21 protein-coding genes are annotated in these 24,736 nt (G+C 58.0%); 12 read left to right on the forward strand and 9 right to left on the reverse strand.

Going from position 1 to position 24,736, the window contains the following annotated elements:
- Nucleotides 1–147: 147 nt before the first annotated feature.
- Both OHL21_RS09095 and OHL21_RS09100 read right to left on the reverse strand, forming a co-directional pair.
- Nucleotides 148–828, reverse strand: a complete 681-nt coding sequence (locus OHL21_RS09095) for a zinc ribbon domain-containing protein (RefSeq protein WP_263416945.1) — start codon at nt 826–828, stop codon at nt 148–150.
- 26 nt (nt 829–854) lie between these two features.
- Entirely contained in the window at nt 855–1,832 is a 978-nt protein-coding gene (locus OHL21_RS09100; RefSeq protein WP_399257860.1) for a cytochrome D1 domain-containing protein, read from the reverse strand.
- Between the two features lie 185 nt (nt 1,833–2,017).
- Between OHL21_RS09100 and OHL21_RS09105 the strand changes: the two genes are divergently transcribed.
- From OHL21_RS09105 to rsfS, 5 genes are all read left to right on the forward strand, one after another.
- Nucleotides 2,018–4,024 carry a M13 family metallopeptidase gene (locus OHL21_RS09105; protein WP_263416947.1) on the forward strand — a complete coding sequence of 669 codons (2,007 nt, stop codon included), beginning with the start codon at nt 2,018–2,020 and terminating at the stop codon, nt 4,022–4,024.
- A 74-nt stretch (nt 4,025–4,098) separates the two neighbouring features.
- Nucleotides 4,099–4,698, forward strand: coding sequence for a nicotinate (nicotinamide) nucleotide adenylyltransferase (gene nadD, locus OHL21_RS09110; protein WP_263416948.1), 600 nt, complete (start codon nt 4,099–4,101; stop codon nt 4,696–4,698).
- 127 nt (nt 4,699–4,825) lie between these two features.
- Nucleotides 4,826–5,869: a metallophosphoesterase family protein gene (locus OHL21_RS09115; RefSeq protein ID WP_263416949.1), complete on the forward strand. Its 1,044-nt coding sequence runs from the start codon at nt 4,826–4,828 to the stop codon at nt 5,867–5,869.
- Nucleotides 5,870–5,881: 12 nt separating this feature from the next.
- Nucleotides 5,882–6,346 (forward strand): carboxymuconolactone decarboxylase family protein, encoded by a 465-nt coding sequence (locus tag OHL21_RS09120; protein WP_263416950.1) that lies wholly within the window; start codon nt 5,882–5,884, stop codon nt 6,344–6,346.
- 74 nt (nt 6,347–6,420) lie between these two features.
- Complete coding sequence (rsfS, locus tag OHL21_RS09125; RefSeq protein ID WP_263416951.1) at nt 6,421–6,969, forward strand: ribosome silencing factor; 549 nt, start codon at nt 6,421–6,423, stop codon at nt 6,967–6,969.
- Nucleotides 6,970–7,175: 206 nt separating this feature from the next.
- Here rsfS and OHL21_RS09130 read toward each other — a convergent pair whose 3' ends face one another.
- Nucleotides 7,176–10,709 (reverse strand): TonB-dependent receptor, encoded by a 3,534-nt coding sequence (locus OHL21_RS09130; protein ID WP_263416952.1) that lies wholly within the window; start codon nt 10,707–10,709, stop codon nt 7,176–7,178.
- Between the two features lie 317 nt (nt 10,710–11,026).
- Between OHL21_RS09130 and OHL21_RS09135 the strand changes: the two genes are divergently transcribed.
- The 3 genes from OHL21_RS09135 to OHL21_RS09145 all read left to right on the forward strand — a co-directional run bounded on the left by OHL21_RS09135 (nt 11,027) and on the right by OHL21_RS09145 (nt 13,281).
- Nucleotides 11,027–11,470, forward strand: a complete 444-nt coding sequence (locus OHL21_RS09135; RefSeq protein ID WP_263416953.1) for a 23S rRNA (pseudouridine(1915)-N(3))-methyltransferase RlmH — start codon at nt 11,027–11,029, stop codon at nt 11,468–11,470.
- Between the two features lie 405 nt (nt 11,471–11,875).
- Nucleotides 11,876–12,811 (forward strand): heme-binding domain-containing protein, encoded by a 936-nt coding sequence (locus tag OHL21_RS09140; protein ID WP_263416954.1) that lies wholly within the window; start codon nt 11,876–11,878, stop codon nt 12,809–12,811.
- Nucleotides 12,808–13,281, forward strand: coding sequence for a cytochrome P460 family protein (locus tag OHL21_RS09145; RefSeq protein ID WP_263416955.1), 474 nt, complete (start codon nt 12,808–12,810; stop codon nt 13,279–13,281). Before OHL21_RS09140 ends, OHL21_RS09145 begins: the two co-directional genes overlap by 4 nt.
- Nucleotides 13,282–13,376: 95 nt before the next feature.
- Here the strand turns inward: OHL21_RS09145 and obgE are convergent, their stop codons facing one another.
- The gene (gene obgE, locus OHL21_RS09150; protein ID WP_263416956.1) at nt 13,377–14,471 is read right to left on the reverse strand and encodes a GTPase ObgE; all 1,095 of its coding nucleotides are present in this window, start codon (nt 14,469–14,471) and stop codon (nt 13,377–13,379) included.
- A 202-nt stretch (nt 14,472–14,673) separates the two neighbouring features.
- On the opposite strand from obgE, the gene OHL21_RS09155 reads away from it, so the two are divergent.
- On the forward strand, nt 14,674–17,940 hold the full coding sequence (locus OHL21_RS09155) for a TonB-dependent receptor (protein WP_263416957.1): 3,267 nt from the start codon (nt 14,674–14,676) through the stop codon (nt 17,938–17,940).
- Between the two features lie 77 nt (nt 17,941–18,017).
- On the opposite strand, the gene OHL21_RS09160 is transcribed toward OHL21_RS09155, so the two are convergent.
- The 4 genes from OHL21_RS09160 to OHL21_RS09175 form a co-directional block, all read right to left on the reverse strand.
- The gene (locus OHL21_RS09160; protein WP_263416958.1) at nt 18,018–18,956 is read right to left on the reverse strand and encodes an SRPBCC family protein; all 939 of its coding nucleotides are present in this window, start codon (nt 18,954–18,956) and stop codon (nt 18,018–18,020) included.
- Nucleotides 18,957–18,998: 42 nt separating this feature from the next.
- The gene (locus OHL21_RS09165) at nt 18,999–19,370 is read right to left on the reverse strand and encodes an ArsR/SmtB family transcription factor (RefSeq protein WP_263416959.1); all 372 of its coding nucleotides are present in this window, start codon (nt 19,368–19,370) and stop codon (nt 18,999–19,001) included.
- Between the two features lie 499 nt (nt 19,371–19,869).
- Entirely contained in the window at nt 19,870–20,775 is a 906-nt protein-coding gene (locus tag OHL21_RS09170; protein WP_263416960.1) for a PLP-dependent cysteine synthase family protein, read from the reverse strand.
- A 248-nt stretch (nt 20,776–21,023) separates the two neighbouring features.
- Nucleotides 21,024–21,782 (reverse strand): SDR family oxidoreductase, encoded by a 759-nt coding sequence (locus OHL21_RS09175; protein ID WP_263416961.1) that lies wholly within the window; start codon nt 21,780–21,782, stop codon nt 21,024–21,026.
- A gap of 96 nt (nt 21,783–21,878) precedes the next feature.
- On the opposite strand from OHL21_RS09175, the gene OHL21_RS09180 reads away from it, so the two are divergent.
- Both OHL21_RS09180 and OHL21_RS09185 read left to right on the forward strand, forming a co-directional pair.
- A complete protein-coding gene (locus OHL21_RS09180) occupies nt 21,879–22,316 on the forward strand; it encodes a winged helix-turn-helix transcriptional regulator (protein ID WP_263416962.1) in 438 nt (145 codons plus the stop codon).
- 87 nt (nt 22,317–22,403) lie between these two features.
- Entirely contained in the window at nt 22,404–23,234 is an 831-nt protein-coding gene (locus tag OHL21_RS09185; RefSeq protein ID WP_263416963.1) for a hypothetical protein, read from the forward strand.
- A 184-nt stretch (nt 23,235–23,418) separates the two neighbouring features.
- Here the strand turns inward: OHL21_RS09185 and OHL21_RS09190 are convergent, their stop codons facing one another.
- On the reverse strand, nt 23,419–23,700 hold the full coding sequence (locus OHL21_RS09190; protein ID WP_263416964.1) for a DUF2164 domain-containing protein: 282 nt from the start codon (nt 23,698–23,700) through the stop codon (nt 23,419–23,421).
- A 166-nt stretch (nt 23,701–23,866) separates the two neighbouring features.
- Here OHL21_RS09190 and OHL21_RS09195 point away from each other — a divergent pair, with 166 nt between their 5' ends.
- Entirely contained in the window at nt 23,867–24,706 is an 840-nt protein-coding gene (locus OHL21_RS09195) for an alpha/beta fold hydrolase (RefSeq protein WP_263416965.1), read from the forward strand.
- Nucleotides 24,707–24,736: the final 30 nt, after the last annotated feature.

Genomic DNA, 24,736 nt, shown 5'->3' on the forward strand with positions numbered 1-24,736 from the left:
TACTCTACACCTACAGGGAAAATGCTCTAATCGCATTTTCCCTGTTGCTGGGTATTCCGGAAGGGGCGTGCAGCGGCGTTTTCATTGCGGAAAACGCCCATAGATGCAGAAGCCCTACTCTACAGCTACAGGGAAAATGCTATATAGCTAGCTGGCGATCCGGCGACTGCTCTTACGGACCATACCCGAGATGGCGCCGACGAGGGCGAGAAAGGCCGTGATGAGGACGGCGCGCATGGCGAACCCCGAGAGCATCTGTCCGGCGCGCATCTCAGGCGTATTCATCAGCGCTAAGTAGATCTGCTGCTGTTTCGCATCGAGGCCCATCTTTTGATACAGATCCGTCACGGTTGTCATACCGGCAGTGAAGACTGCGTCTATCTCTGCTCCGCGATGCAGGACATAGCGCTGGATAACCATCAGCAGCGCGGTAGAGAAGGTCGTGAGGAATGAGATGGCGAGGCCGGTTACGGTCCCAAGACGCGCGCCGATGCCGCCGTCCATAGGACGGTTGGGCGCCGGTTTGAGATAGAACCAGAGCGTCGTGGTGGATGCCGTGAGAATCCAGAGAAAACGGGCGATGGAGAGTACCGGCACCAAAACGGCCAGGGCAGAGAGCACGGCGGCAGCAGCGGCAACGACCAGCGACGAGATCAGAGCCCGGTGCCAGTCGATGCGCGAGACACGCTGTAACGGAGGCAGGCTGCCGGCGGCAGCTTCATCCTCCATCTGCTCTGCGGTGACATAGAGCTGCGCCGCTCCGCAATGAGGGCAGAAGGCGGAGTCCGCTGGGAAAAACTGATGACACCGATGGCAGGTTGCTTCCATGCTGCTAAAAGGCTAGCAGACGAACGTTATTTCGCGGAGACCAGCACCATGCCGTCGGCGCCTTTGCCCGAGAAGATGCTCCTGACCTTCTCCTGCTTGGCCACATCCAGCTCATCGATCGTTCCGGAGTGCAGGCTGGAGACAAAGGCGCGCTTGCCGTCTTTCGTGATCACGACTGCCTGCGGGTATTCGCCTGCCGGAATGACCTTCGTGACCTTCATCGTCGCCAGGTCGAGGAAAGCGACCTGGTTGGCATGGACCAGGCAAAGGATCAGGGTCTTGCCGTCGGGCGTAATGGCGCCGCCGTAGCCGGCGGCCGGCAGCGGGACGTAGTTCTTTACTTTATTGGTGGCGGTATCGATGACCGCGAGACGCGGCTCCACCTGATCTGAGGTGAAGACATACTTGCCGTCATTGGTGATGGTGATGCGCTGCGTGTTCTTCGAGATCGGGATAATGGTGACGAGCTTCTTCGCATCCAGATCGAGCACCGAGACAGTACCGGGGCCAACATTCGCCGTGTAGGCGCGGTGGCCATCCGGAGAGAGCACCAGCATGTGCGACTCAGCCTGGCCGGTCGGGATGGAGTAGAGCACCTTGTAGGTCTTGGGATCGATGGCGGTGATGCTTTGATCGAGCTCAGTCGTCACCCACAGAACATTGCGATGCGTGTCATAGACAGGCTTGTGCGGACGGACGCCGTGACCAAGATTGATGGTGTGGATGATCTTGTGGCTGGCCACATCGACGACCTGGATCTCTGCGCCGTCCGTTCCCGGCCTGCCGACACCGGCATTGCCATACATGGGAACGAAGGCGATTTTGCCGTCGGGCGTCGTGGTGATCTCGTGTCCGGTGACACCGTTCTCGGGAATCGTGTCGACAACCTTGCCGGCCACCGTATCGATGTAGGTGAGGCTCCGGTCCGTCTGATTGGTGACCAGGAGGGTGGACTGGGCCAGGGCAGAGGTAGCGAAGAGAGTAGCGGCAAGTGCGATTTTCATGGCAGGCAAGGATAGCAGGAAAACCGGAGCATTTGCCGTAGAGCATTTTCCCTGTAGGGGTTGTGTGGCTTCCGCATCCATGGGCGCTTTCCGCAATGGAGCGGCCGCAGCACTCCTCTTCCGGGATATCCAGCAACAGGGAAAATGCTATGAACCGGTATAGTGAGGCCATTGAGGAATTTGCCATGAAATGGTTTGCCGCGGCCGCGCTGGGTTGTACTCTGCTGCCATTTTCCACCGCCGCCCAGCAGGGCGCACGGGTTCAGGACATCGACAAGTCGCTCTCACCGTGCAGTGACTTCGATGACTATGCCAACGGGCAGTGGCGGAAGCAGAACTCGATGCCCGCAATCCAGACGTCCTGGGCACTGCGGACCGTAACCCAGGAGGAGACGACAGCGAAGCTGCGCGGCCTGCTGGATGAGGCCTCCTCGAAGAAGCAGGCGGCGGGCAGCACCGAGCAACTGATCGGCGACTTCTATGGTGCGTGCATGGACGAGGCCGCTGTCAATGCCGCGGGCCTGAAGCCGCTGCAGGCAACACTGGCCCGCATTGACGCTATTAAGGATGCTCGCAGTGTCCAGGCGATGATCGTCGACCTGATGAAGATCGGCATCCGGGCTCCGCTCGATATCAGCTCGTCGCAGGATGCACATGCTCCTCTGGATACCATCGCCGAGATCTCGATCCGCGGCCTGGGCCTGCCTGACCGGGACTATTATCTGCGCAACGAACCTCGCTACAAGGAGATTCGCGAGAAGTACACCGCACATGTAGAGGCGATGTTCAAGCTCGCGGGCTACAGCGAGGTCCAGGCAAAGGAAGCGACCGATGCCGTGCTGAAGATCGAGACAAAGCTGGCCGAGGCGCGGCTGTCGCGCGTGGAGCTGCGTGAGCCGAAGAACACCGACCATCCAATGCAGTTCAGCGAGCTAACGAAGCAGTACCCTGGCTTCAACTGGGCAGCCACCTACAAGTCGCTGAATATCCCTCCTGGCAAGCTGAACCTCAGCCAACCGAAGCTGACCACAGCTTTCCTCACCGAGTTGCAACAGGCACCTGTTGGCGAGTGGAAGGCCTATCTGCGCTGGATGGTGCTGCACGCCGATGCTGCCTACCTGCCCACAACTTTCGTGGATGAGAACTTTCGCTTCTTCGGGACGGTGATGACGGGCGTGAAGGAGCAGCGGCCGCGGTGGCAACGTTGTTCGCGTCTGGTGGATTCTCAACTCGGCGAAGCCCTGGGAAAGAAGTACGTCGAGGTGTACTTCTCACCCGAAGCGAAGGCTCGCGCGCGCGAGATGGCCGTCAATATCGCCGAGCAATTGAAGCTGAGCATTATCGGCAATGACTGGATGACGCAGGCAACCAAGGCCAAAGCTCTGGAGAAGGTGGCCGCGCTGAATATCAAGGTCGGATATCCGGACAAGTGGAAGGATTACTCGAGCGTGAAGGTTACGCGTAGCGAGTTTCTATCGAATGTGATGTCGACGCAGGCCTTCGCGGTACGGGATGACCTGGGCCGGATCGGCAAGCCATTGGACCGGGGCCGCTGGGATATGACTCCGCCCACGATGAACGCCTATTACAACCCGCAGATGAATGAGGTGGTTGTACCGGCGGGATACCTGCAACCGCCCGGCTTCAATCCGAAGGGTCTGGACGCCATCAACTACGGTGCAATTGGAGTAACGATTGGTCACGAGATCAGCCACGGCGTCGACGATGAAGGTGCGCAGTTCGCCGCCGATGGATCTCTGACAATGTGGTGGACACCGGAAGACTTTGACAAGTTCAAGGCCAAGACGGCGTGCACGACGCAGCAGTACGACAACTACTTCATCGAGCCCGGCATCCATCACAACGGAAAGCTGGTAACAGGCGAAGCATTAGGTGACCTGGGAGGCGTAAACCTGGCCTTCCGGGCGTATGAGAAGTCACGCGAGGGCAAGGGGCCGGAGCCGACCGTCGATGGGATGACTCCGGAACAGCAGTTCTTCCTGGCGGAGGCGCAATGGCGCGGGGCCCTGGTAAGACCCGAGGCAGCACGCAGCCAGGTGCAGGTGGACCCGCATCCGCTGGGAAAATGGCGCGTGCTGGGCCCGTTATCAAACATGCCGGAGTTCGAGAAGGCGTGGGGGTGCAAGAAAGGTGACCCGATGGTGCGCGCAGAGACGTGCAAGGTCTGGTAGACCTAAGGGCATGACATCAAACTCCTCCCAGTCAACATCGGGAGTTTGATGCCACCCCCTAATCAGGAATATTCATGCGACGTATCGGTATCTTCGGAGGCACCTTCGATCCTCCACATTCGGGCCATATTGATGTAGCAAAAGCAGCAGCGGACAGCTTTGCTCTTTCTGAGGTTTGGTGGACTCCGGTTGGACGCCAGCCATTGAAGACAACGCCTCCTCAGGCGTTTTATTCCCAGCGGCTGGCAATGGTGCGCATGGTATGCGAGGCGGACTACCGCTTCGTCGCCAGCGGCGCTGACGCTCCGCGCGGCGACGGACAACCGAACTTCACCATTGACCTGCTGCAGACGCTGCACGGGGAAAATCCCGGTTGCAGTTGGTGGAATATCGTCGGCGCGGACAGCTTTCTTGATCTCCCCCGCTGGAAATACCCCGACCAGCTTTTGAACTTTGCCCAATGGATTGTCGTCTCGCGCCCGGGTTTCGACCTTTCGCGGATTGACGCCATGGGTCTGACCTCGGCTCAGCAATCGCGTGTGCACCTGTTGACGGATATCGAGGAACCGATCTCGGCAACAGACCTGCGGGACGCACTGAAACGCGGTGAGCATCCGGCAGCGGTGCCTCCGCCGGTACTTCGCTACATCGAAGAACATGGGCTGTACCGGTAGAGCATTTTTCCTGTAGGTGTAGTGCGGGGCTTGTGCATCTATGGGCGTTTTCCTCAATGAAAACGCCGCTGCGCCCCTGCTCTCGACTACCCAGCAACAGGAGAAATTCTCTAGACTGTCGAATGTGATGCGTCTCCTAACCACGTTGCTGATAGCACTCTGCTCTGCCGCCCTCTATGCCCAGGAGCCTGTGCGTTTCTTCCAGTTCACCGACGCGCATCTGTTCGATGACGGGGATAAGCTTTCGCGGGAAGAGGCGTTCAAGGTTGCCGCGGAGGATCGCCGCAGCTTCCGCTGGGCGATTGGAGCGATGAATGCCAGCGGCTTTCAGGCGGACTTTGCGGTCTTTACCGGCGATCTGGGACTGCTGAACGTGGACTTCTCGCAGTCACGGTGTGCAGCGACGCCGGTACCTCTCTCCTCTACGGGTCTGCCGCCCTTCCGTCTGGACGCGGCCGTGGAAGAGGTAGCTGACCTGCTGGCTCCGCTGAAGGTGCAGCGAATTTACTTCGTAGCGGGCAACAACGACGTGATTCATGAGCGCATCGCCGACTCAGGACGGTTTCCATGCTTTATGGCCCTGCTGCAGGAGCGCATGAAGGCGAAGCATGGGCCCGACGTGTATCCACTGCTGACGAAGAATGCATTTGTGATCCGCGGACTTCGCTTCGCCGGCATGGATACGGTCAGCTTTAAGTCGAAGGAAAATTATGCGGCGCCCTGTGCGATTGAACCGGAGCCGGTGAACTGCCCGAAGGAACAGATCGCGCTCATCGGCGATCTGGCGGACGATTCCCCGCAGCCGCTCGTGATCTTCACACATGAACCGGACCTGATGGATCCATTCCGCAAACATCCCGTGTGGGAGATTGATGAGGCTTTACGGAAGGACTGGGAGAAGACCGCATGCGGGCCGAAGGTCCTGGGCATCTTTGCCGGCCATTTCCATGACGAGGCGAAGAGCAGCTATGCGGCTGCGGACAGCTCGCTTGCAGTGAATCCCTGTGTTGCGGCAAAGACGCGGGTGGCGCCCCCGTTGAGCGAGAAGAACCAGGTGGGTGAAGCGGAACAGGCACGGGGATTTTTGCGTGTCGTGGTGAGCACGGCAGGCATCCAGAGTGTAGAACCCACGTGGTACGACATGCATGCGGTTGTCCCGCCGGCACAGTGAAGGAGATACAGAATGCACGAAGAGCGGATTCGATATGGAACAGCCTTTCCGGAAGGCGTGAAGGCATTGCAGCAGCTTGGACGCATCGTGGATAACAGCGGCCTGGAACACAGCCTGCTGGAACTGGTGAAGATGCGGTCTTCGCAGTTGAATGGATGTGCCTACTGCCTGGACATGCATAGCAAAGATGCCATGGCCGCCGGAGAGACCGCACAGCGCCTGTTCGCGCTGGGTGCCTGGCGCGAGACGACGTTCTTTACCCCGCGCGAGCAGGCAGCATTGGCATGGACTGAGGCGATTACCAACATTCAGCAGGGACATGCTCCGGATGCCGTGTTCGCGCAGGTGAAGGCGCAGTTCAGCGAGGAGGAGATCGTGCGACTCACCTTTGCGATCACACAGATCAATAGCTGGAACAGGATCGCGATTGCGTTTCGTCCGGCGGTAGGTGATTATCAGCCTGCAAAACGGGGCTAGGCTGCTATTTACGCTGGCAGCCAACCGGCGCGATTGGGTAGGATGTCCTATCCTTGGGAATGTATTGAAGGAGGATGATGGCAACGAACGAGAGCAAGCAGTTGGTTCTGGCCGCCGCAGAAGCGGCCGACAGTAAGAAGGCCGAGGACATCCGTATCCTGCAGCTGGACCCGTCCGAGAGCGGGTTGTGCGACTACTTCCTGATCTGCAATGGCACCAACGAACGCCAGAACGACGCGATCTCCGATGAGATTGAACTGCAGTTGAAGAAGCAGTTTGGTGTCTATGCGAACTCCGTCGAGGGCCGCAAGCAGGCCGAGTGGATCCTGATGGACTATGTGGACTTCATCGTCCATATCTTCTCTCCGGAGAAGCGTGAGTTCTACGGTCTGGAGCGCCTGCGCAAGTCCGCAACGACTATCTCAGTGGCAGAGATGCATCAGGAGATCGCGGCTAAATCGAAGGCTGTACGCGAGAAGAAGGTTCCCGCGAAGAAGGCCGCGAAGAAAACTGCAAGAACGGCCGAAAAGAAGACGGCTGTAAAAGCGACTGTAAAAAAGACAGCTGCAAAGAAATCGCCTGCGACGAAAGCTGTCAAGAAGGCTGTAAGTAAGAAACGATAGTTCTTCCGGAGCATCGAACTTTCAATATCCCACCGATCGCGATGCGATGGGTGGGGCACTCAGTTTGGGGGTTCAATTAATTGATTCACCTTGGTGACATTTAGTCGTTACTGCCATGGAAGTCGAAGGAACGATCGCACATACTAGTTCCCAAATAGAAGAAGGCCACCCATAGGGTGGCCTTCTTTGTTGAGTCCTACTTCAAGTTAGAAGTCGTACCGCAGGCTCATCTGCGTAATACGAGCATTGCCGTTCACGTCGATCGACTTACCGAAGTTGGCATTGTTGGTGTCGCCGATCGGATTGGCAAAGTTGGGGTGGTTGAACATGTTGAAGAAGCTGGTCTGGAAGGTGACCGTCTGCCGCTCCGTGATGGCGAAACGCTTGATCGCTCCCAGATCGAGGTTGATGAAACGCGGACCATAGATGCTATTACGCTGGACTGGAGGATCGCACCACACGGTCGGGCAAGAGTAGGCACCCCACGTCTTGGCTCTAATGAAGCCCTTGGTCGGGCTTACATCATGATTAATCGAGTTGCGCGGATTCCCGGTTCCCAGATAAACAGCACGATCGATTCCAGGGGTTCCGTCCTTATTGGGATCATAAGTGCTGGCGCCGTCATGGATGTAGATCGGTGTACCGCTGTGCCACGAGAAGATTGGCGCAAGCGCCCATCCACCGAGGAACAGGTTGTTCTTCTTCCACTGTGATTCGATATTCGAGGTCACAACCAAGTTATGACGAAGATCGAAGTCGGCCGCGCCGTACTCGTAGCGAGGGTTGTAGGGAGAGGCGATACCGGTGCCACCGCTCTTTACCTTGAAGACGTCTGAGGTGTTGTCCATCGCCTTCGAGTAGGTGTAGTTGGCCAGCATCTGAACACCCTTCGCAAAGCTCTTCCGCACGCTGACTTGGCCGCCGTTGTAGTTGGAGCCAAAAGCGTTGGTGCGGAAGTTATCGTTATTGAAGAGGCTGGTCGGGCGAGCCGAGCTGTAGGTGGTATATCCCTGCGCAGCGCAGAGCGCCTTCTGTGCCGGACTCGACGAGGACAAGCAGGCAGTACGGCCCTCGAAGGTGTTGATGTTCATCAGACCGACGAGCTTGCGGCCGAAGGTGCCGACGTAGGTTGCTTCCAGAACGTAACCCTTGAAGCCGCTCTGGATACCAAAGTGCGCCTGCTCATAATACGCAGTGGTCAGGCGTTCGTCGATGTGACGAGGCACAGGCTTGGCGCCGGCCACAGCAAGGGCTGCATTCCCGGTAAATGGAGCCTGGTAGACCTGGCTGCGCAGGCTGGCACCTACGACGCCGGATCCGGCACCGTAACCGTAGCTGTTGTCGACGAAATGCGGGTAGTTGAAGCGAATGTTCTCGTAGACGTTGTTGTAGAGACGGTCGTAACCAATACCAAAGCCACCACGCAGGACAAGCTTTCCATTGCCCATCGTGTCATAGGCAAAGCCAAGGCGTGGGGCAAAGTTGTTCATGTCCTTGTTCCAGATATCGCTATTCTTCTGGATAAACTTGGCTCCCTGAACAGCAGCCAGGAGTGGAATGTTGGGAAGATTCGGGTTTCCGGTCGCTGTGGGAGTGCCGAAAGTGCCGAAATAGACATTGGAGTCGTAGCCAGCCTTGAAGTTATGCGGAGGACCGAAGTACTCCCAGCGCACGCCGTAATTCAGGGTCAGGCGCTGCGTAGCCTTCCAGTCATCCTGGAGGTAGGCCGCGAACTCATTTGCACGATACCCGCGATATGGATCAGGGGCGGTGTTGGTCGTCGGGTCCAGTGACGCAGTGGCCTCGTAAAGGCTGCCAAGGCCACAGGTGCCGCCACAGATCGCGATTTCTTGATCCTCGTCAGCAATGCCATCCGTGACCAGACCTTCTACCGACCAAGGAACCAGAGTCCCGTTGACATCGTTGTAGAAGGAGGAGCCGTTCCGGGTACGAACGTAGCGGAAACCACCCTTCGCGGTATGAGTGCCGATAGTCTTGGTGACCGAACCCTCATAAGCAAATTGGTTGTCTGTGAAGTACTGCGGCAGGCCAGCGCTAGCGCCAAAACCAGTCGACAGCGAATCTGCAGAAAAGATAGAGGCAATACCGGCTGTTCCGGGAACCTCAAAGTTAGAGACGTGGCGCAGGTAACTGGCCTTTGCCTGGGTGATCAAGGTCGGAGTCCAGGTACGAGTCCACGATGTACCGAAGATCTGCGATCCACCAACGTTGTTGTAAGCCGGTCCAGGTGTGGAGTCACCACCGCCATTATTAAAAGAACTTGTATAAAGATCAACGATGTACGTGAAGGCTAGCTGGTCCTTGTCCGTAAGCTTGTGGTCGATCTTCATGCTGCCGCGGTTCTGATTCGTCGCGGTCGTTGAGATGATGCTCGCAAGGCCGTATACGGGAACCGGGAAGAGGGTTGTGATGGTTTGGTCGCATGCCGCGTTGTAGCAACCGCCAGATGAGAGCGATCCCTGAGCGATATTGCTGAAGCCCGAGGTCGCCAGAGGGAACGAGCTCGGGTACTTTGCATAGAGAGTCTTGAATACGCTACCCAAAGAACCGGAGCGGGAGAGTGCACCAGGGCACTGGCCACCTACCCAATTACCACCAACCAGGGATCCCTGATTGAGCGGGCAGGCGCCCACCTGCGCATAGTGGTTACCGGAAGAATCCGTGGTCACTGCAGTGTTCTGCTGGGTCGTACCTTCCATGAAGTTGCGATATGCGCCGCTGCTCACGAAGTCCAGGAACTGCTGAGTTGTAGCCGTAACGGTCGAGGGAGTGCCCTCGCGATAGCGGTGGATTTCCAGGGTTGCGAAGAAGAAGGTCTTATCGCGACGTATCGGACCACCGATCGATCCACCGAACTGGTTACGAACACGGTGATCGCGTAGGCCGCTATTGTTCGAGAACCAGCTATTCGCGGCAAGCGTCTGGATACGGTTGTACTCGAACAGCGAACCGTGCCACTGGTTTGCGCCGGACTTCAGAACGGTATCGGTCGAGAAGCCACCGGCGCGGCCATATTCGGCGGGAGGCACATGGGTCAGAACACGGTACTCCTGGATGGCATCGGGCGAGATGGAGGTGACTGCACCGCCCACACCAAAGGTGAAGCCTGCACCACCCTGGCCCTGATCATTGTTGTCAAAACCTTCGACCAGGAAGTTTCCGGTACCAGTTCGAGCGCCATTGATAGCGAAACCACGAAGAGTACTGCCGCTGTCGGGGGCCGCACCGGCAACAAGCTGAACAAATTGATTCTGGGTACGTGACTCAAGTGGGGAGCTCTTCCAGATAGAGGAGTCCACCAGCTCCGAAAGAGAGGAGGTTTCGGTCTGGACCTGCTCGGAGCTGCCGCCTTCAACCGAGATGACAACCGCCTCGGAACCGACGGCCAGAGTCACGTCAGCGTTGGTGGCGGTACCTACAGAGGTCTTGATGTCTTTGACTTCACGGGTCGAGAATCCCTTGGCTTCGACCTTGATGGAGTAACCGCCGATAACGCGGAGATTAAGGAACTGATAGCCACCCTGCGAGTTCGTGGTGACGGTATGGGTCTCGCCCGTGAGGGCGTTGCTCAGTGTAACGGTTGCGCCCGGAACGGCCGCCTTGGACTGATCAGTAACTGTGCCTGTAATCGTGCCGAGACCGGCCGATGTTTGAGCTGTCAGAGATACTGTGCAGACAAGGCCAAACAGGAATACAACAACAGCAAATATCTTCTTCATGTTTGTTTGTGCATCTCCCTTGGGGTTTTGGGAAACCTTTATTCGTGTATGGAGTTCAGGAAAACTCTGCTTGAATCCACCCGCCAGATTTTGGTTGAGCGTCGGTGTAGCAAGATCGGTGCCAATCTCCGTAACGTACAAAGTAACTGATTTAACAGTACTTTTGTGATAGATAGAGCGTTTGATCGATGAGAAGTCTATGGCTTTTGGAATTTTGCGGTGACAATCTATTGAATTTTGGATGAAATTCAAGCGGATGCTGGAGAGGGCGCCCATAATACCGGCCCCGCCACACTCAAGTTGCAAGGAGCTTTTCTGTGAAACTTACCCTGATAACGGTCGCGGCCGGTTCTGATCGTGCGATCGACAATCTGGCTGGCGAGTACCTGAAGCGGATCTGCCGTTATGCTCCGCTGGATGAGCTTCCTCTGAAGACGGAACGGGAGTTTCTGGAGCGGGTGGAGCGTGAACGGAAAGAAGGCGCCGTACTTCTGGTACTGCTCGACAGCCGGGGAAAGCTGCTGACCTCAGAAGAGTTCGCCGCCGCCCTGGGCGGAGCGCGGGACGGCGGCAAACGCCGCGCTCTTCTGGCGATCGGACCTCCGGATGGCTGGTCACCGGAGACGTTGAAGCTTGCAGATATGACCTTGTCTCTGGGCCGGATGACCCTGCCGCATCAACTGGCCCGACTGGTGCTGGCCGAACAGATCTATCGCGCCTTCACCATCCTTGCCGGGCACCCTTACCACAGCGGGCACTAACTGCATGATGGAAGTCCCTGGAGGCATGCCTATAGAAGGGCATCCTGGCCCGGCGGGGAATTGAAACGTGCCTTGGAACTGGTTCCCCATCCACCGCAATCGGGTCGCCCACGAACTGGTTCGTGGGGTGAGAAGGATATCTCGCGAAGCGAGACCGCTTTGCTCCTCTTGTTGGGCATAGCAAGAAACAATATGGGTAGAAAAGCAGATTTCTCCGCTCCCTTGTCGCTACGAAATGAGAAACAAAAGAGACGATTCGAGCTGCGCTCGAATTTCCCACCCATCGCGCTGCGATGGATGGGGCACCCAGAGTGGGGTTAGGCTCGGGCAGATGAAAGGTGTGAGAAACCTGACACCTGTTGGCATTGACGGACATCCGAGGGATTGAGGTACGAGATGACTCGAATGCGCCTTCTGACAGGGACTGGCATCGCTCTTCTACTGATTGGCGGTGCGATGCAGGCCTATCATCCGAAATTGGAATCTCCGCCCGTGACGGCCGAGATCCAGGTTCCGGATGAGGTGAAACAGATCCTGCGGCAACGGTGCTATAGCTGCCACTCGAACGAAACCAAACTGCCGTGGTATGACAACCTTGCTCCGGCATATTGGATCGTACGAAGCGATGTGCGGGAAGGGCGCGAACATGTGAACTTCTCCACCATTGGAGCGAAACCCGCGGCCGTCCAGCGCGGGACGCTGTTTGAAAGCGTGAATCTGATTCAGCTTGGCTCTATGCCGCTGCCACGATATCTGGCGGTTCATCGCGATGCCGGAGTCACGCCGGACGAGCTCGTAACTCTGCGGCACTATCTTGAAACACCGCCGGTACAGCCTGCCGCACCCGCACCTGCCGCCGCTGCGGAGACGCAGTTCCAGCACTGGATTGCGAGCAATGGCACGCCCATACAAGTGCAGCCTGAGTGGAACGGCGTACCATTCCTGCCGGAGTACAAGAACTGGAAGCCGGTCAGCAGCACGGAACGGTGGGACAACCACACCATGCGCCAGATCTTCGGCAACGACATCGCACTCGAGGCGATCGCAGACGGAAAGATCGACAACTGGCCCGATGGGACGGTCTTCGCCAAGGTGGCCTGGCTGCAGCAGCCGGATGGCAAAGGCGGCATCACTACCGGAGCCTTCCAGCAGGTAGAACTCATGATCAAAGACAGCAAAAAGTATGCTTCGACCGAAGGCTGGGGATGGGGCCGCTGGCGCGGTGATGATCTGAAGCCTTACGGAAAAGACGCGGCATTTCAGAACGAGTGCATCAGCTGCCATGAACCGGTGGCCCATAGCGACCATGTCTACACAATGCCGATTGGAGGCGCGCAATGAAACAGCTACTCGCGGCAATGTCGGTTGTTTTGCTTCTCTCCGGCTGCTCACCGAAGCCGCCCAAAACGGTATATCCGCGGCTCAACCGCGAGGCGGAGACCAGCGGGTTGCTGTCCTGGAACCAAAGATCGTCCTGGAACCCAAGATCGGGGCGTGTGATTACCTCGTGGGTCAATCCCGGAGGAACCATGACAACGCTCTACGGCGACGACGCGGCCGTCAACTATGCACGTTCCCACGCCGATGGGGCCTATCCCGCAGGAGCAAAGCTGGGCGCTGTGACCTGGAAGCAGCAGGAAGATGCGCGCTGGTTCGGTGGAAGGATTCCTGCTCAGGTGGCGAGCGTCGAGATCGTTACCGCCGGTGGATCGTACGCGAGATATGAAGGTTCACCACTGACGGCAGTACCCGGAGACGATACGCAGCGGGCGCAGTTCCTACTACACCAAAGAGCGGCAGTGATGCCATGAAGAATTGAATAATGGAATAACGTGACGATTGAATAAGGTTCTACTTGCAGGCCAGGACCTTATTCAATCATTCAATTTTTCAATCATTCCATCGCCTAGCGGCTGCGGGCGCTAGGCGGTGGCGGCGGGAAGGGTTTGGGCAGTGCCGGAGGGACGTAATCGGCTTCGCTGGCCGGGTCGGGACGGTGCTCGTCCACCAGCTTGGCGATGGCGTACTTCAGCGGATCCAGGCCTTCGCCGGTGACTGCCGAGATGGCATAGAAGGGAAGCTTGCGGCGCTTAGCGTAAGCCTGCAGCTTCTTGAGCTTCTCCGGATTGGCGGCATCCATCTTGGTGGCGACGATGATCGTCGGCTTAGAGTCGAGGCCGTGGCCGAACTCTGCCAACTCTTTGGTGATGGTTTTGAAGTCCTCAACCGGGTTCTCGCGGCCGCTGCCGTCAGAGACATCCACCAGGTGGACCAGTACCGAGGTGCGTTCAATGTGACGCAGGAACTGAATGCCGAGCCCCGCGCCCTGCGATGCGCCTTCAATCAGGCCGGGAACATCGGCAATGGTGAACGACGACGTATGAGGATACTCACCGATCTTTACCACACCCAGGTTGGGTTCGAGCGTCGTAAAGGGATAGTTCGCGATCTTGGGCCTGGCGGCGCTGAGACGTGAGATCAGCGTGGATTTGCCAACATTGGGATAACCGACAAGGCCGGCATCCGCGAGCAGCTTCAGCTCCAGGCGGTAATGGCGTTCTTCTCCGGGACGGCCAAGTTCATGCTCACGCGGAGCCTGGTGAGTCGAGGTAGCGAAATGCTGATTACCGCGTCCACCGCGACCGCCGCGGGCGATGCAGATGGTCTCATTCACATGGGTGAAGTCGTGGATTAGCTCGCCCGTCTCCTGGTCGTAGACCTGCGTTCCAATGGGAACCTCGAGGGTGATTGGCTTACCGGCGGCGCCGGAGCAGTTGGAGCCTTCACCGTGGGTGCCGCGGCCGGCTTTGTACTCCGGATTGAAGCGGAAGTGCACCAGCGTATTGTGGCTGGCAGAGCTGGTCATATAGACATCGCCGCCATGACCGCCGTCGCCGCCTGACGGGCCTCCCCGGGGGACGAACTTCTCGCGGCGGAAGGCCATGCAGCCATTGCCTCCATCGCCTGCTTTTACCCGGATTTTTGCCTCATCAATGAACATTTAGGACGTGCTTTTCCTCAGCTTCCTCAACCTACTTAGTGTATCGAAGGTTCACGTCAATGAAAAACGCTTAGAAATTACTGTTTACAACCCATTCATGGTGGTGTGCCATGGTTAAAGTAGTGCCCTTTTCCTGAAAGTCGTGTAAGTGGCCCTCCAACCGGATCAATGGTTGGCGTTTTGATGTTTTTCGGAGGCAAGCATGAGTAGATTAAGAGGCTTTCTTAACTTGGCCGGTATGGCCATCCTTGGTGTGAGTCTGAATGCAGTGGCGCAGTCCACCACACAAGGTGCGATCGCCGGCACCGTGTTCGATACGACGGACGCGGTCGTCAGCAACGCGAAGATTACGATCCATAACGACGGAACCAACCAGGACGTTGTCCTGACCAGTGCATCGAGCGGCGAGTACAAAGCTCCGCTCCTGCCCCCTGGAACCTATACCGTAACCGTTGATGTGGCCGGTTTTGCAAGCTCCAAGACAACGCAGGTCGTTGTCCAGGTCGGCCAGGTCACCACACTGAATCCTCACCTGAGCGCCGGCAAGACCGAGCAGACCGTCGAAGTAACAGCAGATATTCCGGCCATCGATTTTGCTTCGGCCACCTACGGCGGCCACCTCAGCAATACCGAAATCGAAAACATTCCGATCAATAACCGCCGCTGGTCGTCCCTTGCGCTGACGACACCCGGCGTTACCAACGATGCATCCGGCTTCGGTTTGTTGAGCTTCCGCGGCATTCCCTCGGTTCTGAACAATGTTCAGATCGACGGTACCGATGACAACCAGGCCTTCTTCTCCGAAGAGCGTGGACGTACGCGCGCCGGTTACTCGATCTCACAGATCTCCGTTCGTGAGTTCCAGGTGAACACCGGCGTGTACTCGGCTGAGTACGGCCGCGCCGTCGGTGGCGTGGTGAACTCGGTTACCAAGTCCGGCACAAACAACCTGCATGGTGAGGTCTACTTCTATCACCGCAACGACATGACCAGCTCGAAGAACGAGAAGACGCTGCTCACGACGTTGAACCCTGCTACCAACACCTACACGCCGCAGGTCATTCGTCCGAAGGACAAGCGCAACCAGTATGGCTTCGGAGTCGGCGGACCGCTGATCAAGGACAAGCTCTTCTGGTTCTATGCCTTCGACATCTTCCACCGGAACTTCCCCGGCATCGCAGTCTCGGGTAATCCCGGAACCTTCTATTCGCAGACGGCAGGTCCTTGCCAGACGTCGGGCCTGCTGACGGCAACTGGCGCCAGCCTGGCACAGTGCTACGCCGCCCTGAATGATCTCAACACCGATCTGGGTCAGGTGGCACGCTATGGCCACCAGATGATCAACACGCCGAAGCTGTCGTGGGTGATCTCGCCCAAACACACCCTGGATGTCTACTACCACCGTCTGCGCTGGGACTCGCCCGGCGGCGTGCAGACGCAGGCCGCTCTCTCCTATGCTCGCGATTCGTTCGGTACGGACTTCGTGAAGCTGGATTACGGAATCGCCCGTCTGAGCTCGCTGATCAACAGCCGCATGACTAACGAGCTGCGTTACCAGTACGCCCGCGAGCTGAATTGGGAAGGCCAGCAGCCGTACACCGACTACTCCAAGGCTCATCTGGTGGGAACGAATGGCGTCACCACGTATGCCTCCATCGCTACCGCGACCGGCGGCTTCAACCTGGGTTCGCCCTACTATAGCTACCGCGTAGCTTATCCTGACGAGCGCAAGTGGCAGATCGGTGATACGGCTTCCTATCAGTTCGGCAAACATAGTCTGCGTTTCGGTGTGGACTTCGTCCACAACTACGACATCCAGAACAACCTCTTCCAGAGCAATGGCTCCTATAGCTACGCGAGCGTCGGCCTGTACCTGGCGGACATCCTGAAGCCGTCGGGCGCCTGCGGCGCGCTCACCGCATCCGGTACTCCCAGCTTGACCACGGCGGGTGGATACGGCTGCCACAGCGGCCTGACCCAGGGCTTCGGTCCTCAGGTCTTCGATCTCGCCACGCTGGACTCGGCCTACTTCGTGCAGGACGACTGGAAGCTCACGCCGAGCCTGACAGTGAACATCGGCGCACGTTATGACTATCAGTCTTATCCTGGCCCGTTTGCTTCCGCGGTGAACTCGGCTGTTCCGCAGGAAGCGAACTATCCTTCAGACAAGAACAATATCTCCCCACGTATCGGTTTCGCGTGGGATCCATTCGGCAAGGGCAAATCGGTGATCCGCGGTGGATACGGTATCTACTATGGCCGCATCATCAACGCTTCTCTGATGAGCGCCTATACCACCACCGGTGGCGCGGGTGGCCAGCTACAGCTAACGGCGTACAACGGGACCAATCTCGGTACAACCGCGGCGCCGCAGTACATCAAATTCCCGCAAACCCTCAGCGCCCGTCCTACGGGCGGCAACTTCGGTGTCCTTTACCTGGACAAGAACTTGCAGAACCCGTACACCCACCAGTTTGACCTGACGATTCAGCAGGATCTCGGATGGCGCAATGTGCTGTCGGTCTCCTATATCGGATCGCTCAGCCGCGAGCTGCCGAACTATCTGAACCTCAACCTCGACCCGACCAAGACCTACAACGTGACCTACACGCTGGCGGGGGCGGGTGGAAACTGCCTGGTGGCGGCCTGCGGAACGACCTTCACCCAGAAGGTTTACTCGTCGCGCTCCACGGTAAGCGGATCGAACACGCTGAATAAGGCGTTCAACCAGATCACCCCGCTCATCAGCAACGTCAACGCGAGCTACCACGCCATGACGGTCGATATCACCAACCGCCAGTCGAGGTTGATCTCGTACGACGTGAACTACACCTGGGCGCATGCTCTGGACTACGGTCCGAGCTCGTCGACGAGCTTCAGCCCGGGCAACAACTGGATCGATCCGTACAACGCTCGCGCGAACTACGGAAACTCCAACATTAACGTTCCCCACCGCCTCGTCGGCTGGGCCAACTTCAACATCCCCGGCCGTAAGGGAGGGGATACTGGCCTCGGTTATCTAACCAACGGCTGGTCCATCAAGCCGTTGGTCCAAATTCAAAAGGGTCTGCCGTACTCGGTGGGCACCAGCTCCGGTTCGCCGCCAAACCAGACCGGTTGCACGGACTGCTTGCAGCCCTACTCCTCCGGCGTTGCCGGCACCGGCGTCAGCTCGTACATCCCGTTCTTCGGCCGTAATCAACTCTTCGGGCCGCGGAACATCGTCATCGACACCCGTCTGCAGAAGGACTTCCGTATCCGCGAGGGTATGAGCTTCCAACTGATGGCGGAGGCCTTCAACCTGGCAAACCACCGCAACATCACGGGCGTCAACAGCGGCGCGTTCTCACTCTCGGGCAGCACGCTGACTGCAACGAACAACTTCGGTACACCGTCCACCTCAGGTGTCAACGGCAACTACGCTTACCAGGTACGCCAGTTCCAGTTCTCTGGACGCATCATGTTCTAAGCGAACCTAACCAAAGCAGAAGGGCGGTGGCTTCGGCCACCGCCCTTTTGCTTTTGGACAAAAGGCAAATCGGGATGCTATGCCTGCTCCCGCGCGAGATAAGCGATAAGCTGCCCAAAGGTTCCACCCCAGCCCTGCTCCATGCTCTGGAAGAAGCCGGCGAAGGTCTGCTGCTGTACCGGGCTGGCATACATGGCGCGCGAACGGAGGGTCACGAGAGTTTTTCCGTCGCGCTCCTCAAAGGTTGTCGTGGAGAGCATCTCGACAGGGAAGTCTTTCGCCATCGGAGGAGCGATGGGCTGCTCATTCTCATCGACGAACGATGTTACCAGGACAATGCGTGAAAAGGGTGTGAGGTCGCGGAAGGTCCAGCGGCCCCACATGGTATTGCCGTCGGGAAGCTGCATGCCGTAGACGAAGTGGCCGCCCTCGCGGATGTCGGCGCGTTTGATGATGAGCTTTGTGCCGACGGGGCCGAACCACTTCTGCAGACGATCGGGCTCGGTCCAGGAGCGATAGACCAGCTCCCGCGGAGCCTTGAGTTCGCGGGTGAGAACAAACTCTTCGCCGGTATAGGTGGAGAGCACTTCTTCGAAGCGGGCCAGTGTGTCCTGCAATCCTTCCACAGCGCCGCGCTCGGCGACGGCGTTCCGCAGGCGGACATCGAGGAAGTCCATGACGAAGAGGACCTCTGTCTCCTGCGCGCTCTTTTCGCTAAAGGTGATGGTGGCGCGAAAGAGCGGGTCATTGATGTGTTCATAGACAAGCCTTTCCGGGGCATCGACGATCTCGTAGCGGACCTCGTTCGGATACTCAGTTCCGTCGGGCCCGATCATGGTGTGCGTCCAAAGACCTCCGGGACGGACGTCCATCAGCGTGGTGTGAGTACGGAAGCCGCGCGGACCCCACCAATGACTCACGTGCTCAGCTTCGGTGAACATGCGGAAGACAAGCTCGCGTGGGGCACGCAGAACACGGCTCTCGATAATCTGGTTTTCTTGGGCGACAGGGGGCATAGCTGCAACTCTCCTTTGTTTGGGACTAGTTGGTTCGCAGAACTAGTGCTTGTGCTTCTTCTTATGCTTCTTTTTCTTCTTGCCGGTGTGTTCTTCGGCCTGAACCTGGGCCAGGTAGGCTTCAAGGCGGTCGAAGCTCTCGGACCAGAAACGGCGATACTCCTCCACCCAGCCGGCAACCTCTTTGAGTGGAGCAGCCTCCAGCTTGCAGGGGCGGAACTGCGCCGAGCGCGTACGGGAGATCAGCCCGGCGTTCTCCAGCACCTTCAGGTGTTTGGTGATTGCAGGCATGGAGATGGAGAAGGGTTCGGCGAGCTCGGAGACCGAAGCCTCGCCGCTTGCCAGCTTTGCCAGAATGGCTCGCCGAGTGGGGTCAGCCAGCGCGGCGAAGGTGGTGCTGAGATGGTCATTCATATTTCACCACTTGGTTATTTAGCTGATTGGTTAATTACAATAGGTGAGAAGAGCTTGTCAAGAGAGCATCGTCACTAGGGAGACGGCTTAGCCGTGTGACCCGAGGAGCCTCTGAAATTGGGGCTTTTACCCCTGCTGGCCAGCTCGTATCGGGCGTACAAAGGTCGACCTCAGCAACTAAAGAGGCCGGGGAAAAAGGCGATTTTCAAAAAGCGCAAAACCGATCGCGTCAGAATGCCCTATAAGCGATCCGTGGGTATTAGTAGGGAAGAATCAAGCGCCGAAGGCGCTCAACACACCTTTCATGCCCTATAAAAATAGGGCTTTAAAAGCCGCCGTCCTGGGATGCGTTTTACGAACACGTCTAAGCCGTGTCCGGTAAGCGAGGCATTCGCACCATAGGTGCGAATTGGCTGCACGGAGTGCTGCGACAAAAACTGGTCCTTCGCCTGCGGCTCAGGATGACAGCACTTAAGAGAGCCGGTGGCCGAAAGCAGATCTACGAACGGTAGGTGGAGAAGAGCTCGGTCGTGAAGTAGCGCTCCATGCGGTCTGGAAAGACAGTGACGATGGGGCCGTTGATCCGCTTCGCGGCTTCAATGGCGGCGCAGAAGTTCAAGCCTGAGCTGGGGCCTACGGGGAATCCCTTAGCGATAATCTTGCGGGTGGCGGCGATGGCTTCGTCGTCCTCGATCTCGATGGTGAGAAGGCCGGGAAGCCGGTCTTCACGGAAGATCTTGCTAAGGCGATCGACGACACCAGGAATACGGGCCGAGAAGCTGCAGCATTCCACGTCACCGAAGCTGGTGCGATTGACAGGCCGTGCAACCACAGGAACGACGTTACATCCGGAGTCGCAAAGCCCTTCATAGAGACCGACAAGCGTTCCGCCGGTCCCGACACCGCTGACCACCGCAGCCACCGATCCACCGGGAATCTGGTTGATGACCTCATGGGCGGTGCCTACACGGTGAGCACGGGCGTTATCTTCGTTTTCGAACTGCAAGGGAAGGAAGGCGCCTTCCTCGCGGCCGAGGCGCTGCACCTCGCGCAAGGCGCCGAAGATGCCCTCTTCCTTCGGAGTGAGGATGATCTGTCCGCCGTAGCCGCGGATCATCATCGCGCGCTCAGCTGAGATTCCCTCTGGCATAACGGCGATGAAACGAAAACCCATCTGTGCGGAGACCAGCGCCATGGCGATCGAAGTAGAGCCGGAGCTGGCCTCGGCGATGAGATCGCCCTCTTTGATGCGGCCTTCGCGATATGCCTTCTCCAGGATGAAGCGGGCGATACGATCTTTGGTCGATCCCGACGGATTCAAAAACTCAAGCTTGCACCAGATAGGCGGATGATCATCCAGGGTGATAGGAACGAGCGGAGTGATGAGCGATCTGCCGGGGTACATGAGTATCAGTCTACTGAGAGAAGAGAATTGAATGATTGGATAAATGAATCATTGAATAATGGCGGATCCTGCTCGATGCCGTTTTGTTTGTCATTTCGTAGCGTAAGCGGAGAAATCTGCTTCTCGATCGATATCTTCTCCCCACTCATAGAAAAACGAGTTGAGCTTCGCTCGAATGTCCCACCCATCGCGATGCGATGGATGGGGCACCCGGAGCATCGGCTCCGAACTAATCGGCGTGCTACTCCCTAGTGGCCAGCAAGCATGGTGTTGAACTGCTCAAACCATGCATCGAACTTTTCAGCGTTGAACTCACCGGCGAAGCGCAGTGGATGGACGTTCTTCACCAGGATCTCCTTCGCGTGCGGCTGCGTTTCAAGAATCTGCATGGTCTCGTCGATGAAGGCGTCCAGCGGCATGGCGCGAGGATCGCTCTTCTGGTGCGGCCCGAGCAGCTCGGTCTGGACATACGGCGGAGCCAGTTCCAGGACCTCGACGCTCGTGCCCTTCAACTGATAACGCAGGGACTGCGACCAGGAGTGGATCGCGGCCTTGGTGGCCGAATAGGTTGGCGTCAGCGCAAGCGGGGTGAATGCCAGCCCGGAGCTGACATTCATGATCGTAGAACCGGGCTGCTTCTGGAGCGTTGGCAGAAGCGCGGCCGTCAGCCGGATGGGCGCGAGGAGGTTGGTGTTGATGGTCTCCTCCGCCGCCTTGGGATCGATGATCTGCTCGGTCTTCATGATGCCGGCCATGTTGATCAGCACATTCAGCGCGGGATACTTTGCCGTCAACTCTTCAGCGAAGGCGTTGATGGAAGCCTCGCTCTGGACGTCGAGCTGCACAGCAATGATGCCGGGGTTCGCAGCAGCAACCTGGTCCAGCACCTCTTTACGGCGGCCGGCGATGATGACTGTATTGCCACGCTTGTGAAAGGCTTCGGCTAGACCGCGGCCAAGACCAGAGCCGCCGCCTGTAATCAGAATCGTGTTTCCTGTGACCTTCATGGATGTCTTGCTCCCTTCTTGAGTTACTGTAAGAGTGTCACTCTCTTTTGGGAAGTAGGCACTTTTTGGTATGTCAGTTACTACGAGGTAAGTAGCATGGCTCCTGCTAAATCCGCAAAGAAGAAATCGAAAGCCCCGCTGGTCTTCCAATCGCCCGACGGGAAGTCTTCTCCACACCCTGACCTGGATACATTGGTGCAGCAGACCATCGCCCGTGTCGCCGACAAGTGGACACTGCTGACGCTCGAAGCCCTGGACCAGCATGGTACGCTTCGCTTCACGCAACTGGCAGAGCTGGTCGACGGCGTGAGCCAGAAGATGCTGACGCAGACGCTGCGGCAGATGGAGGCGGACGGATTTGTCACACGAACAGTGCATCCCGTGATCCCACCAAAGGTGGAGTACACGCTGACGGCGCTGGGCCGCAGCCTGGGAGAGGCCTTCTGCAGCGTGTGGACATGGGCGGAAAAGAACTACAAAGCGATTGAGAAGGCACGAGTGGCATATCGCGAACGCCCCCGGATTTCCCGATAAGGAACACGAACTTCACTTTGTCATCTGGAAAACGGACGCACGGAAGTTAACCGGGATAACAATGACAGTCGAAGCAAAGGTGCTGCCATGAAGTCTTGGTTCGTAAAATTCTCGGGTTGTCTCGCGTTGTCGATCTCGCTCTGCACCGCTCATGCCGCGGACCAGATGGTGCGGGTACAGACAACGCCGGTGGAGATTATCGTCGGGCTCATCGCGAAGGAGAGCGCCGCCTCCAAAGCACGGCCGGCTTATCTGTACACCTCCTACGAACGCTCAAACCGCACGAACGGAAGATTGTGGAAGGAGCGGGTCGCCGACCTGCCGAAAGGACGCATTCGTCTGCTAATGGAAGAGGATGGCAGACCTCTCGATGCGTGCCGACAGCGTGCCGAGCGCGAGCGGATAAAGCAGGTTGCCGGCGATCCCGGGGCGTTGCAAAAAGATTTCCAGGCGCAGCAGGAGGACTCCCAGCGTGCGCAGCGCATGTTGGACCTGCTGCCCAGGGCGTTTCTGTTTGAGCGCGTAGGACAGGAGGGACGGTATACCCGCATCGCCTACCGTCCGAATCCCGAGTACATCCCAAAGAGCTTCGAAGAGCGTGTCATGCACGCGATGCATGGCACGGTATTGGTGGACGAACGCGAGTTCCGCCTGCACCAGCTCGAAGGCCGCCTGGAGAAAGACGTGAGCTTCGGCATGGGTCTGCTGGCCACCCTTCATAGCGGCAGTAGCTTCAGCACCATACGCGAGGAGGTAGCTCCCACCATCTGGAAGGTCGCGAAGATGCAGACCCGCTTTGATGGACGAGCGATCTTCTTCAAAACCATCAATCGCCAGCAGCAGTCGGAGCATGTTGAGTTCAAGGCCCTGCCGGAAGGAACGACGATCACCCAGGCGGTGGACCTGTTGTTGCAGTAGTAGAACGGTTGAATCGCTGCATTGTTGTATGTGAGGTTGTTGCATTATCTGCTTGGGGGCAATTGGAGATTTTTCCGATGCCCCGCTTTTCCCGAAACGTAACGGAGAGCAAAAACCGTCAAAGCTGCACTCGAATACCCCATACCACCTCCGCGGGTGATGGGGTATTCGCTTTTAATCGCCACTATCGGCGTTTGCGGGCTGCGCGCGAAGGCCAGTACTGAAAGGCATCGGCCTGCAACTCGCCTTCAAGGTCCATCAATTTGTGCTGCATGCGCTGCTGGGCGTCGGCAACGCCGCGGTTGTAGACCAGAGGACCAATCTCCTCTAGGAAAAAGTCCAGCAGTAGACCCGCCGCCAGCGCGTTAAGCGGTTCGGCCAGATTTTGCTCGGCGTAGGTCTGCAGGGAGGCGATGGCCTGCTGGCGGTCCTGGGCTGAAAGTTCAGTGAGCTTCTCGGTTGGCACTCCTGTTCCCTCCGTTCCCGCCTGAGGGAACACTCTTGAGATTAAATCCCCGCAATACAACCTTCATCTCTCAGTAACAATCCTGTAACATAGAGAGTTGGGACTTCCGTGCCGTCTGTGCCAGGGAAAGACCCGCAGTTTTGAACGAAGGGACGCGCAGAAGGCCTTGTCCGCAGCACTCCACATCCGTGAAGAAGAGGTCGTCGTCGACGGCATCGCGGTGCACTACCGCGTTGCCGGAACGGGGCGTCCGCTGTTGCTGCTGCACGGGTTGCTGGCCGACGGACAGACCTGGCGCCGGAACCTGAAGGATTTGGCGCGCCACTCTACGGTCTACGCCGTGGATCTCTTCAACATGGGAAAGAGCCAGCGTGTCGCCGGCCTGGATGCAAGTCTGGAAGCTACCGCCGACCGGATTGCGCGCCTGATGGATGCCCTTGGACTGGACGAAGCCGATGTCGCCGGGCACTCGCACGGCGGAGCGCTGGCCATGATGCTGGCGGCGCGGCACACACATCGTGTCGGCAAGCTGGTGCTCTTCGCCCCGGCGAATCCATTCTGCGGACATGGCGCGCGCAACGCACGGTTCTTTGCCACGCCGCTGGGAGCCTGGCTGGGACGCCGTGTTCCACAGTGGCCCGGACTGCTGCACCGTGCGGCGCTACGCCGGATGTACGGCGAGCCCTCGCGAATCATCGATGGAACGCTGGCCTGCTACACCGAGCACCTGAGCATTCCCGGCACGATGGATCACCTGCTGGCGATTGTGCGTTCCTGGGGCAGCGACATGCGCCGTCTGAAGAAAGTCCTGAACCGCCTGGCCGACGTTCCGGCACTGTTGATCTGGGGCGATCGCGACCGCGCCGTGAGCCTGCCTTCGGCACGGCTCCTGGCAAAAGAGATGCACCACGCCGAACTGCTGGTACTTCCCGGCGTAGGTCATCTTCCCTTCGAGGAACAGCCCGAGGTCTGCAACCGCGCTATCGCGCGGTGGTTGAATAGTTGATTTGTTGAATAGTTGAATGGTGCGGCAAAT

Origin of the sequence: Terriglobus albidus (assembly GCF_025685425.1) — a bacterium.
Lineage (GTDB): Bacteria > Acidobacteriota > Terriglobia > Terriglobales > Acidobacteriaceae > Terriglobus > Terriglobus albidus.

What these genes read in the sequence shown, in the direction of transcription:
- OHL21_RS09095 (WP_263416945.1), bottom strand. Translation starts at nt 828, where the DNA reads ATGGAAGCAACCTGCCATCGGTGTCATCAGTTTTTCCCAGCGGACTCC.
- OHL21_RS09100 (WP_399257860.1), bottom strand. Translation starts at nt 1,832, where the DNA reads ATGAAAATCGCACTTGCCGCTACTCTCTTCGCTACCTCTGCCCTGGCC.
- OHL21_RS09105 (WP_263416947.1), top strand. Translation starts at nt 2,018, where the DNA reads ATGAAATGGTTTGCCGCGGCCGCGCTGGGTTGTACTCTGCTGCCATTT.
- nadD (WP_263416948.1), top strand. Translation starts at nt 4,099, where the DNA reads ATGCGACGTATCGGTATCTTCGGAGGCACCTTCGATCCTCCACATTCG.
- OHL21_RS09115 (WP_263416949.1), top strand. Translation starts at nt 4,826, where the DNA reads ATGCGTCTCCTAACCACGTTGCTGATAGCACTCTGCTCTGCCGCCCTC.
- OHL21_RS09120 (WP_263416950.1), top strand. Translation starts at nt 5,882, where the DNA reads ATGCACGAAGAGCGGATTCGATATGGAACAGCCTTTCCGGAAGGCGTG.
- rsfS (WP_263416951.1), top strand. Translation starts at nt 6,421, where the DNA reads ATGATGGCAACGAACGAGAGCAAGCAGTTGGTTCTGGCCGCCGCAGAA.
- OHL21_RS09130 (WP_263416952.1), bottom strand. Translation starts at nt 10,709, where the DNA reads ATGAAGAAGATATTTGCTGTTGTTGTATTCCTGTTTGGCCTTGTCTGC.
- OHL21_RS09140 (WP_263416954.1), top strand. Translation starts at nt 11,876, where the DNA reads ATGCGCCTTCTGACAGGGACTGGCATCGCTCTTCTACTGATTGGCGGT.
- OHL21_RS09145 (WP_263416955.1), top strand. Translation starts at nt 12,808, where the DNA reads ATGAAACAGCTACTCGCGGCAATGTCGGTTGTTTTGCTTCTCTCCGGC.
- obgE (WP_263416956.1), bottom strand. Translation starts at nt 14,471, where the DNA reads ATGTTCATTGATGAGGCAAAAATCCGGGTAAAAGCAGGCGATGGAGGC.
- OHL21_RS09155 (WP_263416957.1), top strand. Translation starts at nt 14,674, where the DNA reads ATGAGTAGATTAAGAGGCTTTCTTAACTTGGCCGGTATGGCCATCCTT.
- OHL21_RS09160 (WP_263416958.1), bottom strand. Translation starts at nt 18,956, where the DNA reads ATGCCCCCTGTCGCCCAAGAAAACCAGATTATCGAGAGCCGTGTTCTG.
- OHL21_RS09165 (WP_263416959.1), bottom strand. Translation starts at nt 19,370, where the DNA reads ATGAATGACCATCTCAGCACCACCTTCGCCGCGCTGGCTGACCCCACT.
- OHL21_RS09170 (WP_263416960.1), bottom strand. Translation starts at nt 20,775, where the DNA reads ATGTACCCCGGCAGATCGCTCATCACTCCGCTCGTTCCTATCACCCTG.
- OHL21_RS09175 (WP_263416961.1), bottom strand. Translation starts at nt 21,782, where the DNA reads ATGAAGGTCACAGGAAACACGATTCTGATTACAGGCGGCGGCTCTGGT.
- OHL21_RS09180 (WP_263416962.1), top strand. Translation starts at nt 21,879, where the DNA reads ATGGCTCCTGCTAAATCCGCAAAGAAGAAATCGAAAGCCCCGCTGGTC.
- OHL21_RS09185 (WP_263416963.1), top strand. Translation starts at nt 22,404, where the DNA reads ATGAAGTCTTGGTTCGTAAAATTCTCGGGTTGTCTCGCGTTGTCGATC.